This is a genomic window from Paenibacillus ihuae (assembly GCF_001368795.1).
Lineage (GTDB): Bacteria > Bacillota > Bacilli > Paenibacillales > Paenibacillaceae > Paenibacillus_AQ > Paenibacillus_AQ ihuae.
Map to the genome: position 1 here is coordinate 2,997,651 of NZ_LN831198.1, position 16,306 is coordinate 3,013,956.

The 16,306-nt window shown below is 53.3% G+C and carries 12 protein-coding genes and 1 pseudogene; 2 read left to right on the plus strand and 11 right to left on the minus strand.

What is annotated here, in order from left to right; translation table 11 throughout:
• A partial coding sequence (locus tag AQR02_RS34230) for a glycoside hydrolase family 78 protein (RefSeq protein ID WP_245237416.1) occupies positions 1–511 on the minus strand: 511 nt, incomplete at its 3' end.
• A gap of 133 nt (positions 512–644) precedes the next feature.
• Here AQR02_RS34230 and AQR02_RS13610 point away from each other — a divergent pair.
• Positions 645–1,541: a response regulator transcription factor gene (locus tag AQR02_RS13610; protein WP_054940959.1), complete on the plus strand. Its 897-nt coding sequence runs from the start codon at positions 645–647 to the stop codon at positions 1,539–1,541.
• Positions 1,542–1,651: 110 nt separating this feature from the next.
• Entirely contained in the window at positions 1,652–2,398 is a 747-nt protein-coding gene (locus AQR02_RS13615) for a YdcF family protein (protein WP_054942099.1), read from the plus strand.
• A gap of 76 nt (positions 2,399–2,474) precedes the next feature.
• On the opposite strand, the gene ybaK is transcribed toward AQR02_RS13615, so the two are convergent.
• From ybaK to AQR02_RS13665, 10 genes and pseudogenes are all read right to left on the minus strand, one after another.
• A complete protein-coding gene (gene ybaK / locus AQR02_RS13620; RefSeq protein WP_054940960.1) occupies positions 2,475–2,948 on the minus strand; it encodes a Cys-tRNA(Pro) deacylase in 474 nt (157 codons plus the stop codon).
• 93 nt (positions 2,949–3,041) lie between these two features.
• The gene (locus AQR02_RS13625; protein WP_082451841.1) at positions 3,042–4,823 is read right to left on the minus strand and encodes a glycoside hydrolase family 36 protein; all 1,782 of its coding nucleotides are present in this window, start codon (positions 4,821–4,823) and stop codon (positions 3,042–3,044) included.
• A 42-nt stretch (positions 4,824–4,865) separates the two neighbouring features.
• Positions 4,866–5,963, minus strand: coding sequence for a sensor histidine kinase (locus AQR02_RS13630; protein WP_209444155.1), 1,098 nt, complete (start codon positions 5,961–5,963; stop codon positions 4,866–4,868).
• The gene (locus AQR02_RS13635; protein ID WP_054940963.1) at positions 5,867–6,583 is read right to left on the minus strand and encodes a cache domain-containing protein; all 717 of its coding nucleotides are present in this window, start codon (positions 6,581–6,583) and stop codon (positions 5,867–5,869) included. Before AQR02_RS13635 ends, AQR02_RS13630 begins: the two co-directional genes overlap by 97 nt.
• A gap of 1 nt (position 6,584) precedes the next feature.
• Positions 6,585–8,150 carry a response regulator gene (locus AQR02_RS13640; RefSeq protein ID WP_054940964.1) on the minus strand — a complete coding sequence of 522 codons (1,566 nt, stop codon included), beginning with the start codon at positions 8,148–8,150 and terminating at the stop codon, positions 6,585–6,587.
• A gap of 151 nt (positions 8,151–8,301) precedes the next feature.
• Entirely contained in the window at positions 8,302–9,975 is a 1,674-nt protein-coding gene (locus AQR02_RS13645; RefSeq protein ID WP_425340012.1) for an extracellular solute-binding protein, read from the minus strand.
• Between the two features lie 37 nt (positions 9,976–10,012).
• Entirely contained in the window at positions 10,013–10,915 is a 903-nt protein-coding gene (locus tag AQR02_RS13650) for a carbohydrate ABC transporter permease (protein ID WP_054940966.1), read from the minus strand.
• Positions 10,916–10,997: 82 nt separating this feature from the next.
• Positions 10,998–11,860, minus strand: a pseudogene (locus tag AQR02_RS13655) (ABC transporter permease).
• Positions 11,861–12,078: 218 nt separating this feature from the next.
• Complete coding sequence (locus AQR02_RS13660; RefSeq protein WP_054940967.1) at positions 12,079–15,078, minus strand: glycosyl hydrolase; 3,000 nt, start codon at positions 15,076–15,078, stop codon at positions 12,079–12,081.
• Positions 15,079–15,544: 466 nt separating this feature from the next.
• On the minus strand, positions 15,545–16,306 hold a 762-nt coding region (locus AQR02_RS13665), incomplete at its 5' end, for a WD40/YVTN/BNR-like repeat-containing protein (protein ID WP_425339976.1).

A 16,306-nucleotide genomic window follows, 5' to 3' on the forward strand; every position in this document is an offset into this window, starting at 1 on the left:
CTCCCACCCGGCTGCCGTTCAGCTGCAATTCATATAAACCGAGTGCGGTAACATATATTCTGGCCCTGGCCACAGTCCCATCGATTTGTACGAACGTACGGAGCAGCGGGCATGCCTCAGCATCCTGGGCAAAACAAGCTGCAGGGGCGCTGATCCAATCCCCCTGCCACGCCCCTTCAGCCAGCAGGCCCGTTTCAAAATAAGCCGTTTCTGCCGACCATGCTGACCCGCTCCCCTCCTGATCCCATACCTGAACACGATAATAATACCGCGTACAGGCCTCCGGCTTCAGCGTCGTCAATTCAACATGCACGGACTGTGCGGACTGTACTTTTGCAGAATCCCATAGGATCATCTGGAAGGCAGCATCCCGGGCAAGCTGAATCCGGTAAGCCGATTGTGAACAGTTCCAGCCGCCGGAGCGGAGCTGCCAACTGATTCTTGGTGCCGGCACATCAAGGCCAAGCGGGTTTTCCTTATACTCGCAGCGGAGTTTTGTGACCCACAACATAGGTATGATTCCTCCCTTATTAGCTATAAAACATTCTTTGTCTTATAATTATAGCTGCGTTACCGCTTACATTAACGGGCATTCAGGCCATAACCTCCCGGTAATCAGGCCATTTTGCAGGAGGAGGATTTCCATGCAGCGAAAAGCCGAACTGTTCACAAGCGATACTTTCTTGCAGAATCAATTGCATCTGCTGGTCAACCGCGCGACGGAGGATTTCGCTGTTCCTTTTCATGCGCATGATTTTATTGAATATTGTTATGTAGCAGAAGGCCGGGGGTTTCATCATATCGAACAGGATACTTTTCCTGTGCAAAAGGGCATGCTCTTCGTCATACCGGTGGGCGTGTCGCATGTGTTCCGTCCTGCTACGACCGAGGCCCACGGCAACCGCCTAATTGTCTATAATTGTCTGTTTGATGGTCATATGGTCGATCGTCTTTCCGTTATTGTGCAGGAGCCCCGCATCCGCGAGCATCTGGGGAGACTCGGGAGGAGCGACTCACCATACTTTTCCGTTTTCGATGATAAGGGGACTATCGAGCGCCTGATGCTGAGTTTATACCGCGAAGGCTCCGGATACAGAGAGGGTTCCGCAACCATGCTAATTGCCCTGCTGAGCGAATTGATTGTTACAGTATACAGAACGATAATAGCTCCTGTAGACAAATCTGCGGCAGAGAGTTCTGACTTTACTGCGGTTATCCACTATCTGGATAACAACCTCTCCGGGACGCTTACGCTGGCGGGTCTGGCGGAAATGTCGAAATGGAGCGTAAGACATCTACAGCGCATGTTTCGCACCCATACCGGACAGCCATTTGGCTCCTACCTGCAGAACCTGCGGATTCAGAAGAGCTGTGAGCTGCTGCGGACTTCCAAGCAGAAGGTCCAGCTGATTGCCGAGTCTGTCGGCTACCGCGACATGGATTCTTTCAACACGGTCTTTAAAAAAATCACAGGAGTCACTCCCCGGCAATACCGCAAAACCGTTCAATCGGCCGGCAGAGACCCGCTCAATCTGTTGTAAATGTACAGCCGTACCGGATTCCCGCCTCCCCAGATCCAGAAGCACCTGCTAATTACTTCATGGTACAATACGGCTAGAGATTATATCCTAGGAAAGGGCGGTTGATCCTGCTGATTTATCTTATTAAATTTGCCTACAGCTTCATTCTGCCGCCAGGCCTGTTTATTGTCCTGCTGGCAGCATTGGTCATTTGGCTGTGGCGTAGCAGTCGCCGTCAGGCCATCGTGTTGTCAGCCGTAACGCTGCTGCTCTATCTCTCGATGACTCCTTGGGTAGGCGACGCGCTGATCCGCAGCCTGGAGAATAATTACGAGCAGCCTGCCAATATTACCGGCGATGTGATTGTGGTGCTGGGCGGAGGCGCAACCTCCGGCACTCCCGATATCGACGGTGAAGGCAATCTGCTGGGTTCAGCCGCCAACCGTCTGCTCACCGGAGTTCGGCTGTACCGTCTAAACGGACTGCCGGTCTTATTCTCAGGCGGACAGGTGTTCAGCGACAGCGGCAACGAGGCCGATACCGCGAAACGGCAATTGCTTGGCCTCGGGATTCCGGAAGCAGACATTCTAACGGAGAACCAGTCGCTTAATACGGAGCAGAATGCCGTAAATACCGCTGCACTCCTGAAGGAGCTGGGGCTCCGCCAGCCTATTCTGGTCACATCTGCCTTTCATATGTCCCGGGCGATGGCACAGTTCCATGAGGCTGGACTGGATCCGCTCGCCTATCCAACAGACTATACTGCCAGCCGGGGTACGGCACTGTATCCCGGAAAGTTCGCTCCCTCGGGGAGTGCACTGCAAAGTACCGGACTGGCACTGAAAGAATACGTGGGGCTTTTGGCGGCCCGGTTTTGAGTCGTTCTAACAAAAAGCAGCAAAAAAAGCAGTGGCTCCGGAGAATCTTCGGGCCACTGCTTTTTCTATACCGGTATTATTTGATTAGCTCGCAGAATACGGCTCCGGTCATGTCAGCAAGCTCCTGGGGGCCCAGCTCCATCTGCATGCCGATTTTACCTGCGCTGACGGCCATCGTGTCGAGAATTTCCGCGGTGTGCTCAATAAAGGTCGGATACAGCTTTTTCATCCCGACAGGAGAACAGCCGCCCCGGACATAACCTGTCCATTTCAGCAGATCCTTCATCGGCAGCATCTCGATTTTTTTCTCCCCGGCGGCCTTGGCGGCCTTCTTCAGATCAAGCTCTTCAGCTACGGGAATGACAAATACATAAAGGTTCTGCCCGCTGTGCGAGACCAGCGTCTTGAAGACCGTTTCCGGTGCCTTACCGATTTTCTCGGCAACCGCTGTGCCGTGGACGGCTCCATCCTCATTGTCATATAAATGGACCTCGTAGCTGATGCCCTTGGCGTCCAGCATCCGCAGGGCATTCGTTTTGCTTATCTGCATCTTTCCTCAACCTTTCCGGCCGTACGATCCGTTCTGGAAAGTGCGCTGCCATATGTGTATATTGGAAGTATTATAACATAAGCATGAATAAAATCAGGTCACAACTTCCTGAATTGAGATCACACCGGCCGCCGGAACCTCCAGTACATGAATCCCTTTGCCCATCTCCGCCAAAACCTGTGAAACGGTATTCCCTTGGCAATCGCGGATCATGACCCGCCGCTGCCCGGCGTCCCTGTCCAGCTCCAGCACCAGCCGGGTAAGCAGCGTTCCGTTCACCACCAGCACTTCTTCGGGAAGCTCACCGGATAAGGAAATTACCATATCCAGGTAGGCGGCGGCGATCAGCTTCCGGGAATTCCGGGCCATGACCAGCGGGTAGAGCAGCTCGGGATGCCAGGGCTCAAGACTGCCTTCCAGCAGCACATCCCGGTGCCCGCGCCAGAACCCAAGCCAAAAGATCAGCATCTCCATGTGTGGCTGCGGCAGCTCTGCCAGCCGGACGGAAATCTGCGGCACAGCGAACAGGATGTTGATAAACTGAAGCGCAGCACCCGCGGCAGACTCCTCCAAATTCCACATCAGCATGTCGGAATGAGCCGCAGTATTGCCGCAGATCAGCCGGATGTCTATCGTCTTGATCCGGTTCTGGACCGCATCATTCGGGCAGTCTCCCGCCCGAAACATATTGCCGTATTTGCGCATCAAGGGGCCCGTATAGCTCTGGCGGAATTCGATCAGAATGTCCGGCTTCAAGCGGCGCAGCCGGGTGATAATTCCGCCCAGCAGTAAGTCAACAGCCACAGGAACAGAGGCCGTGTCACGTCCGCCGTCCGTCCTCGCAGCATCCTCCGGAAGTGCGTAGAAGCTGTCAACGAAATCCAGCTTAAACCCGTCCAGATTCCACTCCAGCAGCGCCTGCTCATAGATACCGGTCAAATATTCCCGCACCTCGGGATAACGCGGATCGGCTACCCCTGCACCGAAGCCTTCGTGGTAATATAGCAGTTTGTCCTTGAATCTCTCCCATACTCCGCTGTGCCTGCCAATGAACGGAACCGCATACCACAGCATATATTTCAGCCCCGACTCGTGCACTGCTGCGACATGAGCCTTCATATCGGGTATTTTGCTGGCGCTGGCCTTCCAGTCTCCGCAATAGGCATAGCCGCGGGCGGCATCCGATGTCTGCCAGCCGTCGTCCACAATGACCGCCTTGCAGCCCAGCTCCGCTGCCCGTTTGCATTCTGCTTCCACCGCTTCCGGTGTCAGCTGCTGGTGAAAGCTATACCAGGTGGAATACATCGGCTCCCGGGCCGTGTCCGGCACAGGGGCAGGCTCATGGCCGGGGAAGCCGGCCCACCAGTCCGCTACACCTGCCAGCGCCTGAAAGTACGGAATTCTGCGGGAATCCAGCCGCAGCCGGGCTTCATAGAAGGCCAGCGGCGGACCCGGTTCAGAGAACAGTGTGACAGCGCAGTGAAAACTGGCCGTCTCTTCATTCAGACCCGCATGCAGCTTCAGCAGGTTCATGACATCCGAGCAGGCAAAACTCAGCACATTGTGGCCACGGTTGCCGTAAAGACAGACGACAGGCGCGGAGGATGCCGATCTGGAGGCAAAACCTTCCCACCAGTCCGGTATCAGCCCCCGGCTGCGCTCTGCAGCCGGATGCCATAGACCTTGGACATCTATTGCCTTACAGCTCCAAGTAAAGGACAGCTTAGGAGGCAACGCCGGAACAGCCGCCGTAAGCCTAAGCGTCACGACTTGTACTCCGCTCTCTAGCTGTTCCAGTGAAAGTGCGGTTTCAAAGTCTGTAGAACCGCCTTCCAGAGTAATTTCATACTTTTCCGTGACTATCGATTTTTTCAAATGGACCGAAACTCCTTTAGCGCGGATAAGGCAGCCGAGCCGCTACATCCGGCGGGGAATAGTGATCTGGATACAGGTGCCAATCCCGGTACGGCTGCCAATGACGACGCCGTAGCGGCTGCCGCCATGCAGCTTAATCCGTGAATCGACGTTGCGGATGCCATAGCCGATCCGGGGACCGTCAGGGTCCAGAATCTGCTGGATCGTCTCAGCTTTCATACCGACACCGGTATCGATGACTTTGAATACGATATCCGAATCGCACTTCTCCACCACCAGCCGGATGCCGATGGTGCTTCCGAACCAGGCATGCTCCAGCGCATTTTCCAGCATCGGCTGCAGGATCAGTTTGACGGTCGTGTACTCCAGCACTTCAGGATCAATGTCGTAATAGACATTCATCCGGTCACCGTATTTAATACACTGAATGGCAATATAAGCTTTCGCATGTTCAATTTCCTTGCCTACTGTCGTGAGTATTTCACCCCGGTTCAAGGAAAGCCTGTAGAATTTGGCCAGCTCCTGGACCAGCAATTGCAGCGTCTGAACATCGCCGAACTGGGCCAGCCTGCTGATGGATGAGAGGGTATTGTAGAGGAAATGGGGGTTGATCTGTGCCTGCAGTGATTCCAGCTCTGCTTCTTTTTTCTGGAGGCTTACAGCATAATTACGGTGAATCAGTTCTTCGATGTTGCTGCCCATCCGGTTGAAGGCTGCAGCGATCTGTCCCAGCTCGTCGTTGCCCGTATAACTGATCCGCTTCTGAAAATCCCCGTCCCGGAAGTCATTCAGCGAGCCTACAATCTTCTGAATCCGCCTCGAAAAATAACTCGACACCCCGATTCCGAGTCCAGCCAGTACAATCGCGCTGACCAGACAGACGAGCAGGGTCATTCTTCGCACCTTATCCGCACTTTCATCGAACAGACTGTTCGGAACATAGGCCTGCAGCTCCCAGCCCAGTCCATCCAGCGGCTCGCTCAGCAGCAGCCGGTTTCGCTCCATACTGCCGCTCTCTCCAGCCGCAGTTTCCGGTGAGGATTCTATGACCACCCTGCCGGTTCCATCAACCACACGCAGTGTGCTGTAGCCGCCAATTTTACGGTAATCCACGGCGTCCAGCAGATCGCTGATCTGCACCGAATCCGGATCATGCCAATACTCTTGCCGCGCTGTACATCATCCATCCGCTCCAGCAGCGAGATATTGCCATTCGCCTCATCGCGCAGAATCTGCCGCCAGAACCTTTGGCCCGCCATGGTTTCAGAGAGCCTCAGTTCCCGGTACCAGGCTTCCGCTTCAATCCGCTTCAGATGAAAAATTTCGTACCGCTTAGTCGAGAGCAGCGGATTCTGGCCATTGTCATAATAGAAGACCTCAGACAGGCTGTCGTTCTGAAGATAGACGGATAAGCCTATATTACTCCCCGTATAGTTTAGAAGATTCTCAAGCGCCGGCATCAGTGTCTTGGTCATCGTCTCATAGCTGTACCAGCCTTGATCGTAGCGGCGCAGTGCGTTTTGCAGACTGTAATTGTAATACAGCATATTGGATATCCGTTCGATATTGTCCGTGTGATAACGGATGTTATCACGCATCTGCTGGAGTGTGCCTTGAATATTCTCCCGCGTTTTCTCTTTTAGCGAGTTCACGGAATTCGTATAGGCGAACCCCCCTACCGTACCTACAGCGAGCAGCAGGCACAGCACATAAGGCAAGATCAATTTATAACCAAAGGGCATATTCAGTATGCGCCGCATGTTACAGATGTCTCCGGTAATCGCCCGGACTGACACCATAATGTTCCTTGAATTGCTTGCTGAAATGCGACAGGTTTTTGTAGCCGGCCTTGTTTGCGGCTTCATAGACTTTCAGTTTAGGATCGCCGAGCAGCTGCTTCGCCCGCTCCAGACGTCTCAAGGAGACATAATCCGAGAAATAAATACCCGTCTCCTCGAAGAAAATCTGCCCCAGATGGTTGGGTGAGAAGGAAAAATGGTTTGCGGCATCCCGCAGCATCACATTATGCTCCAGACGCTCTTCAATATAGGCTTCGATTTCTTCAACAAGCTTGCGTTTCTTGCCCTGGCGTTTGCGCTGCAGCCGTTCGGACAGCTCGAACATCCGGCGGCGGAGCCAGGACTTCATATCCTGAGTCGTCTCCAGGTGATACAGAATACCCAGCTGCTTCCGGTCCAGCCCCAGCAGCAGGTAGAAATCCTCGTTAATCGTATGCAGATAAGCGTCCAGCTGCGAAACAATATGCAGGATCAGCTGATAGATCTCCAGCTTTGTCTCCATCTTGCCCACCCAGATGAACAGTTCTTCATTACAATCGTCAATATCAACCAGCCGGTAAGAGGACACCGCCTGAAACAGGGACTGCAGAATGCCATCCAGATCCCGTGCATTAGCTGAAATCGGCTCCTTGGCATCGGTGTGGTGGATCAGCCTGCCTTTGCCCAGGAACAGCTTCAGGCCCAGCGCTTCCTTTGCCCGTTGAAACGACTGATGCAGCTCGCTCAGCCGGTTTACAACCGGACCGATTCCGATTGTGACCGTAAGCAGAGTGCCGCTGACCGCCTGATGAATTAGCCCCTGCAGCCTTCCGCTGTCGTAACTCTTATCCAGAATGAATGCAAAATGGAACCGATCCAGCCTGCAGGCCTGAATCCGTTCCCCGGCGCAAAACTGCGCAACTGCCGTATCAAGCTTTTGCTCGATACCCGTCTTCACGGCATCCCCGTAGCCGTTCAGCTTCCAGTTCAAATCATCCGGTTCCAGCACCGCTGTATATAGGCTGGCAGCATGCCAGGATATTCCGATCCGCTGCAGCATCTGCAGCACCTTCTCTTCATCCGGCCTTCCGTCCAGGAGCTGCTTGAAAAGTTCCCGCTTGAGCAGCGGCTCTGAATCGGAAATGTACTGCCGGAGATGGGTATTCACCTGCTCCCGGTCCAGGGACAGCTTGACTTCTTCCAGTGTCCTGCGCATATCTTCATCGTCCACCGGCTTTAGCACATAACCGGAGGCACTCATGGAGATCGCCTGTTTGGCATACTGGAAATCCTCATAGCCGCTAACAAACACGATTTTCAGCTTCGGGTTCAGCTCCAGCGCTCTGCGGGCAAGCTCCATTCCTGACATAATCGGCATTTTGATGTCGGTGACAACAATATCAACAGTGTTATTCTCCAGCATTTCCATTGCTTCAAATCCGCTGCTTGCCGTAGCGCATACGGACATTCCGAGCGCTTCCCAGTTCATGAAACGCCTCAGTCCCTCCAGGTCAAGCAGTTCATCGTCCACCAGCAGCACCTTGTACATTTCATCCCATCCTTGTAATCCGTTTAGATGAAACCAAAGATTCTGCCCCATTGATGCTAATGCTGTTCAGACTTCAACTAAATTTACATTTATTAGTTAAAAGGGGTACACTTGGCTTCAGTATACCCCACGTCTCCATCAGACTCTAGCGTTATTTCATCTTGCTCAGATTGTTCTGCCATCTTTCGGTCTGGAACTGCAGCAGCTTCGCATAACCGGCTTTATCGGCATCTTCGCCCGCTTTTTTCAACAGGGAGAGCACTTCCTCATCACTTTTTGCATAAAGTGCTTTGGCATACGCCTCAAGGAAAATATCGTTTACGGCGGAGGCAATCGTACCCTCCTCGGAATCAGGCAGCGGATCAAGATTCACAAACTCTGTGAAATTTCTGGAAGTTTTCCAGGTCACCTTCTGCTGGGCAAGTGTAGTCCAGTTCTGCTTCTCTGCCGGCAGCTGGGCATCCATCTTGGCTTTGGTCTGATCAATAAAGGTCGTGTTGCCAACCCAGTTGAACCGGCCGATTCTTTCTTTGTCCTTATCAGCTTGCGGGGTGTTCAGCCCCTTCTCATTCAGAATAGGTACACCGTCGGCATCTGTCTCATCCCAATACAGACCTTGCCGTCCGAAGTTAATAATCCGCTGCCCTTCTTCGCCGGTTAACCAGTCCAGATACGAGAAAATCGCTTCAGGGTCTTTAGCCTTCTTGGTAATGACGAGTACATTCCAGCCAAGGGAATTGTAATTGTTCGGTGTAATCTTCGCAGGATCGAGTCCCGCCTTATGAATCGGCCAGATAATGTCGTATCCGCTCTCCGGATCCACCGTACGCAAGGCATTGTTGGCATCCCGGCCCGGATTAACCACATCGCCGTCCGCATAAACGGCCACCCGGCCTGTCACCAGCTTCTCAGTTACCTGATTGCCCGTCTGCGTGAAGGCATCCTGGGTGATCAGCTTCTCACGGAACAGCTTGCTGGCATACTGCATACTCTCAATGAACACAGGATCCTCAAAAATCGATTTCAGCTCATTGCCTACCGGATTGATTTTGGCCAGGTAAGGTTTGTTCTCGGCAAAGCCGCCATACATCGTTTCGAGCCCGCGTCCCTTGGCTCCAATCTCAAGCGGGATAACATCGCTGTATTTTTCTTTTACCAGCTTCAGGTAAGCATAGAGATCATCATAGGTTTCCAGCTTCGGCGAGCCGAGCTCTTTATAGATTTTCCGGTTGACGATCCAGCCGCCATTCCCGTTCGGGCTTGACGTATACCAGTTCGGGAACTGGTACAGCTTGCCGTCATCCGAGCGGAGCATACCGAGCGTCGCTTCACCGGCGTTATTTTTCAGATTAGGGTATTTATCAAGATATTCATCCAGCGCCACCAGCAGACCTGCCTGCCGCAGCCTTTCTACATTCGCACCCCGGTCCATCATGATGACATCCGGCAGGCTGCCTGAGGCGATCATCGTACTGAACTTGGTTTCTGCCGCCCCGCTTGATTGCACGGCTGTCATATTAACCTTAAGATTATCCCGGATCCAGGCCGTGGTGGAATCCTTCCCCCACGGCTCCGTCGTATCCCAGTCATAATTGCTGTAATAACTGAAGGTGACCGGTTTCACTGTACTTCCTGTTGCAGCAGCTGTGGCTTCTGCCGTCTCTGCGGGAGCAGCCGTCTCTGTAGCAGCCGCCGGTGCTTTGGTTGGTTCCATTGTACTTTGCACACCGGCATTACTATTGCCTCCTCCGCACCCGGACAGAAGCAGCACGAAACCCAATACAGCCGATATCAGCGGCAAGCTCTTTTTACGCTCCAAATGAATAACCCCTCTCTTATACTTACTATACACAGTAATGCGGCTATTCCTTGAGTGAGCCTATCAGCACACCTTTGACAAAATATTTTTGCAGAAACGGATAAACCATAATGATCGGCAGCGTTGCCACCATTGTCGTGGCCATAATCAGCGATTTGGTTGTCACTGACTTCATCATCGCCTGCCGGTCCTGCGCCGCCGCATTGGTCCCGATAGACTGCAGCTGATCCGTGACAATATTGGAATTGAGGATCTGCTTCAGCAGGGTCTGAATGGGAATCAGCTTCGGATCATTGATATAAATGCTGGCCGAGAACCAGTCATTCCAGTGCCAGACTGCCGTGAACAGTGCTAAGGTTGCCACAACGGGCCCTGAAATCGGCAGTACGATGCGGAGCAGCACACCGATATGATTACAGCCGTCAATCCGCGCCGACTCGGCCAGCCCTGCGGGCAGCCCCAGAAAAAAAGTCCGGAAAATAATCATGTTATAGACACTGATCAATCCCGGAATCACCAGCACCCAGAAGGTGTCCATCATGCCAAATTCGCGCAGCAGCAGGAAGGTTGGAATAAGCCCGCCGCTGAAGTACATCGTAATGACGCAAAACACCATATAATATCTCCGGCCCAGCAGCTCCTGCCTCGACAGCCCGTAAGCGAGAATGGCCGTGAACAGCACTGACAGCACCGTTCCCACCACCGTCCGCAGCACAGAGACCAGAAAAGCCTGGCCGATCCGGCTGTCATGAAAGACCACTTCATAATTGTCGAGGGTCGGACTGCGCGGCCAGAACGTAATGCCGCCGAAGGCCGTGTCCGCCCCCGTATTGAAGGATATGACCAGCGAATTCCAAAAAGGGTACAGGGTGACGAAGCCGAGCAGCAGCAGCAGGATATAAATCATTACTTGCAGCACCTTATCGCCCCGCGTCAGCTTCATCATAACCTGTTCCCCGCTTCCCCATAGACTGTAACAAAAGAATAGCCTTTTGTGTGAATGTGAATTGTGCCTGCTTCTCTGCTGCTTACCATAAGCTTGAACCCATTTTTCTTGCAGCCTTGTTCGCAATTGCCAGCAGGCTGACGCTAATGACCGCCTTGAACAATCCTGCCGCCGCCGCATAGGAGAACCTGCTGTTCAAAATCCCCATCCGGTAGACATACGTGTCGATCACATCGGACACATCCCGCAGAATCGGGTTCGTCGCCAGAATCAGGATATCCTCGAATCCGGCGTTCAGAATATTGCCCACAGCCAGAATCATGAAGATGATGATCACCGGCCGGATGCAGGGCAGCGTAATCAGCTGAATCTGCTTAAAACGGCTCGCCCCGTCAATGGAAGCGGCTTCATACAAATGCGGATCTATACCGGCGATCGCTGCCAGATAGACAATTGCCGCAAATCCAATTTCTTTCCATACTCCCGTAGCGACCAAAATACCCCAGAAATATTCCGGCACGGACAGAAACTGATCGGCTCCTTCGTCAGATTAAGGCTCATCATCAACATGTTAACGCTTCCATTATCAGTCGAAAGCATCGAACCGACGAACCCGCCAACGATTACCCAGGAGAGAAAATGCGGCAGATAGCTGACCGTCTGAATGATCCGCTTGAACATCATCTGCCGCACCTCATTCAGCATAAGCGCCAGCAATATCGGGGCCGGAAAACCAAACAGCAGCTTGAGCAGGCTGATGACAATCGTGTTGCGCATAACCGTCCAGAAGTCAGGCGAATCAAAAAACGCTTCGAAGTGTTTAAGCCCGACCCATGGACTGTTAAAAAAACCGCCGAACAGCTGATAATCCTGAAAAGCCATCAGTACCCCGTACATAGGCAGATAACTGAAGATAAGGATGAAGATCAGCGCCGGCACCACCATCAGCTGTAAATCCCACTGCCTGATCCACCTGGACCACCAGGAATCAGAACTCCCTTTCTGCGTTTGAAGCACCCTTCGTTCGATCTGCACGGTTGTCATCCTTCCTGTGTCTTTGCTTTACACTTTCATCTTATGCCCAGCAGGAAGGACGTACCAGTACCGCCGCCAACGAAAAATGTGGTTCAGCAACGATCCCTTGTTTCCCGGAAAATCGCTGCTTATTCCGGTTCGTCAGGGAGTTTGACAGCGTTGATGTCATCGATATAAAGCGTTCCGCTGCCCGGTGTGCCGCTGCCCTGCGCAATGTAGAAGGCAAACTCCTTAATGGATCCGAGATCAATCACCCCGTTGCCTCCGGTAGACCAGCCCGGCCGGGCAAACACTGTAAATGGCAGAGTCACCAGCACCGGCTCAGTACCCTGCAGCTTCAGGCTGGCCTCCCAAACTTCCCCGTTCGTCTCATGGAACTGCACAGCCAGCTGCCGGTTCGATCCGTCCGGCTGCAGCCAGAAGGATATGGCTTCCATTCCCGGCCACTCCTTGCCCATGCTGCGGTAAACGCCCGCGTAGCCGGGATTACCCACGGTGTAATCCAGCTTCAGCCCGTAGCTGCCTCCGCTCAGGTGGTACGTGTCCAGCGTAACCGTCGCCGCATTGCCGGAGACATTGCGCTGCCATTTGTTTCGCAGATCCCCGTTGGATCCGCCGTAGCCCTCAAAATCATCGATCAGGTAGCTGTCTGCAGGCGGTGGAACGTACGGCCCGTTACCCGTTTCCCCATTGTTCAAGGCACGGGGATGGCTGTAAAGGGACTGGATGCTGCTAAGCGAATTTTTATCGGTCAAATACTGCGACCACGTCATGAAATACACATACCGCGATTGTTTGCTCTGCAGCATTTCCATGTCCGGCAGCTCACCGTTCTCGCCAATGGCAATCGGTCTGCCGCCGCTGAGCTGAACCAGTTTGCTGTAATACGTATCGCGGTAGTCATTGTTGTAAATATCCATAGCCAGAACGTCAACCCTGTCATGGCCGGGATAATATGGAGCCGAATCATAAGCCCAGGAGCTTTCCGCATTCGGGCTCCAGACCCAGATTAAATTATTCAGCCCATGCATATTGGTGAGCCGGTCGTACATATTGTTCCACAGCTGCTTGAACAGCTCCGGCCGCGCCCCCCACCAGAAAAACTCGGCATTCATCTCATGATACGGCCGCCACAGGACCGGAATATTCTCGTCCCTTAGCTGCTCCAGGTATCCGGCCACCTCGTCTATCTGTGCCGCCCACTGGTTATACAGTTCCGTGCCGGGGGTGACGATATCCGTCATCTCAGCCAGCGTTACATCTCCCGTAACACTTTCCCAGCCGGCAGTTGCCGGGTCCATCGGCCGCGGCTCGTGGTAAGTCAGTGTGACCATCGTTCCGTTCTGACCTTTAAGGATCGCCTCGTCAATCATGGCCTGGCGTAATTCGCCGAGGTCTCCGCCGGTATAGTAAGCAAAATCCGAACCCCACAGAGCGGGATAGTAGCCGGTCAGCTCTGCAGCGGTGTCATACCACTTCGACGGCTCTTCGTAATAGTTATGCTGTCCCGTATAAACAGCATTTCCTACCGACGCATATAAGCGGTCCAGCAGTGCTTTCGTGGCCTCGGTAGCCCCCGGATTGACCGGATGCATCTTCAGCGTAGTCAGCTGAAGCGTGCTTGCCGCGGAAACAGCAGTCCCTTCACTCACCGCTTTTACGGAAATATCGTACAAGGTTTCAGGCGATAAGCCTTCCAGTTTGTACGTGTATAGCGGATTCCCGTTAATAGCGGGAATAGAGAGGCTGGACCATGTGCCGGCAGCGGCTTTTTTGTAAGAAATTTCGTAAGACTTCACGCCAAAGGGGCCATTAGAAGCTGCCCATTCCAGTTCCGCAGATACGCCGTCGATGTTACCGGCTGCCAAGCCTGCCGGAGCACCGGGGGATAGATCTGACGGAAGCTGCGGCATTGCGCCAACAAATACCTGATCCAGCAGGATATTCGCGCTTGTAACATTCGCAGTCATCAGACGCAGGAATTCGGTATTGCTTCCGGTGTTCAGCTGCTGCACAGTACGCGTCCAGCCCGAAGCGGCACTGGTTGTGACCGGAAGCAGAGTCTTTCCGCTATCTTGATAGACAATAAGGTTTACTGTAAGGCTGCCAGGCTGCGCGGCCGCAGACTTGCTCCAGTAAGACAACAGATAACTGCTGGTGTCAGCGGATAGTTTCCCCGACTGAAGCAAGGATTCCGGATTGAGCCGGGCTGCATATTGACCTGAATAGGTGTCATAGGTTACGGTCGAAACCGTCCCTTTTTGTTTCCATGGGGAAATCAGACCACTCTCAAAATCTCCATTTGCCACAAGATTGGCACCCGGGGTTGCTTCAAGCCCCATGCGTGAATCGGAGAAGTTACCCGCGGCATCCCTGGCTCGCAGCATAATGGCGTAGACTGAAAAGGGTTCAAGACTGCCCAGTGTATAGGTGTACTCCGTAACAGTAGCCTGATGAGGTACGGACACTACAGTCCAGGCAGGGTCATCTGTTTTTTTGTAAGACAGCTGGTAGGAATCTACCGCCATATCATCAGTCGACCCGGACCAGGTCAGCTTCAGTGAATCCGGCTCCCGCTCGGTCTGCCAGGCGCCGGGTATGGTCGGCCGTTCAATATCCACATTCTCCCGGATGACCGCGTCATCAATGTAATAGTCTTTACTTGTACTGTTCCAGAAGGACAGGCGGATATACTGCACTCCCGGAGCCGGTGTATAGAGCAGCTGCCGGTATTCCCAGCTGGTGGAACCCGAGAATTGCAGGACCTGCTTACCTTGCTGCGTGCCGAAGATATCCATATCGACCGATGCGCTCGTTACCCCTGTCCCGGCGAATTTCACCCATAGCCCGACTCGATAGGTTTTGCCTTGCTGTACCGCCACTGACGCTGATGCTCCGCCCGTATTACGTTTCACCTGCAGACTTTTTTCTCCCCCATGCTGCTCACTTGTCACCACAACCGGACTGCCCCACTTCTCCCATCCAGCGTCCCCTGATTCAAACCCCGGATTGCTCAGCAGATTCTCCCCTGCAGCCCGCGAAGGCGCAGCAGGCACAATGATCGATGCAACAAACAGAGCGGCGGCCAGCCAGCCATACAACCATTTTTTGCCCGTTCGTGCAAACACTTGGATCAAACCTCCATTTGAATTTCAGCCGGTTGGATTACGACCTTTCAATCGTCCGGCTCATCAAATGTAAGCGTTTTCTATTGTGGTCAACAAGGATCTCCAGCAACGAAAACTGTGCTGGAGCAACGACTAATTCATGCTCGATAAGGAATGGTGATAGAAGGTTTCAGATCGAAGGATAGCGGGAGAACACTGCATATGTCGGGACAGGATACAATAGACGATTACTCTATATATATTCCGTTAGGCTGGACGAAAAGTGCCTATATATAGAGCGAACTTATGAATTTTTCTATTTAGGGGATTAGCCATGCAATCTTTATTAGACAGATTTCCTCCAGCTAATTGCTCATGTACAGCCCTCAATCAGCGGTACTTTATAAATCAGCTGGAGGTATTCAACTTCTATTCTGATTCCAGGTTCATCGGGATTCATTAAATAGAGTTTATCCAATTCGCAAATTTATTCTTGGCTTATTTCTGTACGGAACGCCCCGTTGCCGCAGGTTACGGCGAGTACCTGCCTGCTGTCACAATCCAGAGCAATGCCTTTCCAGCGCACTGCACCAAGTGAGTCATCTGCCCACGTCTCCCAAGTGATTCCGCCATCCCGGCTGCACACCACCTTGGATTCAGTCAGGGTGCGAACCATCGGCTCGCTGGCCAGAATCAGCAGATCCCTTCCCCCGTCAACCTTGCCCACAGCCAGTGCGGAAACATTGAACGGCTCGGCTGTGCCCGCCGGGAACAGCTTGCTCCAGCTCTTGCCATCATCGGGGCTGCTCCACAATCCTTCCGAAATAAACCCGGCGTACAGTGTCCCGCTGCGAGTGGCAGAATAGGCTAACGCATTCAGCACTGAGGCTGGACCCCTTAGTTGAAAAGGGAGCCCCGCTCCAATGGATTCCCAGGTGTCACCGCCATCGGCGGAACGCCAAATTCCCTCGCTCCACTCCCCCGTAAGTACATGCCCCGCCCGGAAGGGGTCTGCAGCCAGCAGCTGATTAGCGCCGCACGCGTTCTTAACCTGATGGACGACCACGGACAGGAGCTCTGCTTCAATCCAGTTTTTGAGGTGCGGAAGTGTTAACACATGATCCGGCGGGCGAAATGTGGTCTGCTTCCACGTCAGCCCTCCGTCTGTCGAACGGTATACGCCGGCCCCTGAGGAAATACCGCCATCGATGTAGGCGTAGAACATGCCGGAATGAACACCATCCTCCCG

Bases quoted from the DNA above. Each gene is read 5' to 3' on its own strand.
- AQR02_RS13640 (WP_054940964.1), bottom strand. From the start codon at position 8,150: ATGTACAAGGTGCTGCTGGTGGACGATGAACTGCTTGACCTGGAGGGA.
- AQR02_RS13610 (WP_054940959.1), top strand. From the start codon at position 645: ATGCAGCGAAAAGCCGAACTGTTCACAAGCGATACTTTCTTGCAGAAT.
- ybaK (WP_054940960.1), bottom strand. From the start codon at position 2,948: ATGCAGATAAGCAAAACGAATGCCCTGCGGATGCTGGACGCCAAGGGC.
- AQR02_RS13650 (WP_054940966.1), bottom strand. From the start codon at position 10,915: ATGATGAAGCTGACGCGGGGCGATAAGGTGCTGCAAGTAATGATTTAT.
- AQR02_RS13635 (WP_054940963.1), bottom strand. From the start codon at position 6,583: ATGCGGCGCATACTGAATATGCCCTTTGGTTATAAATTGATCTTGCCT.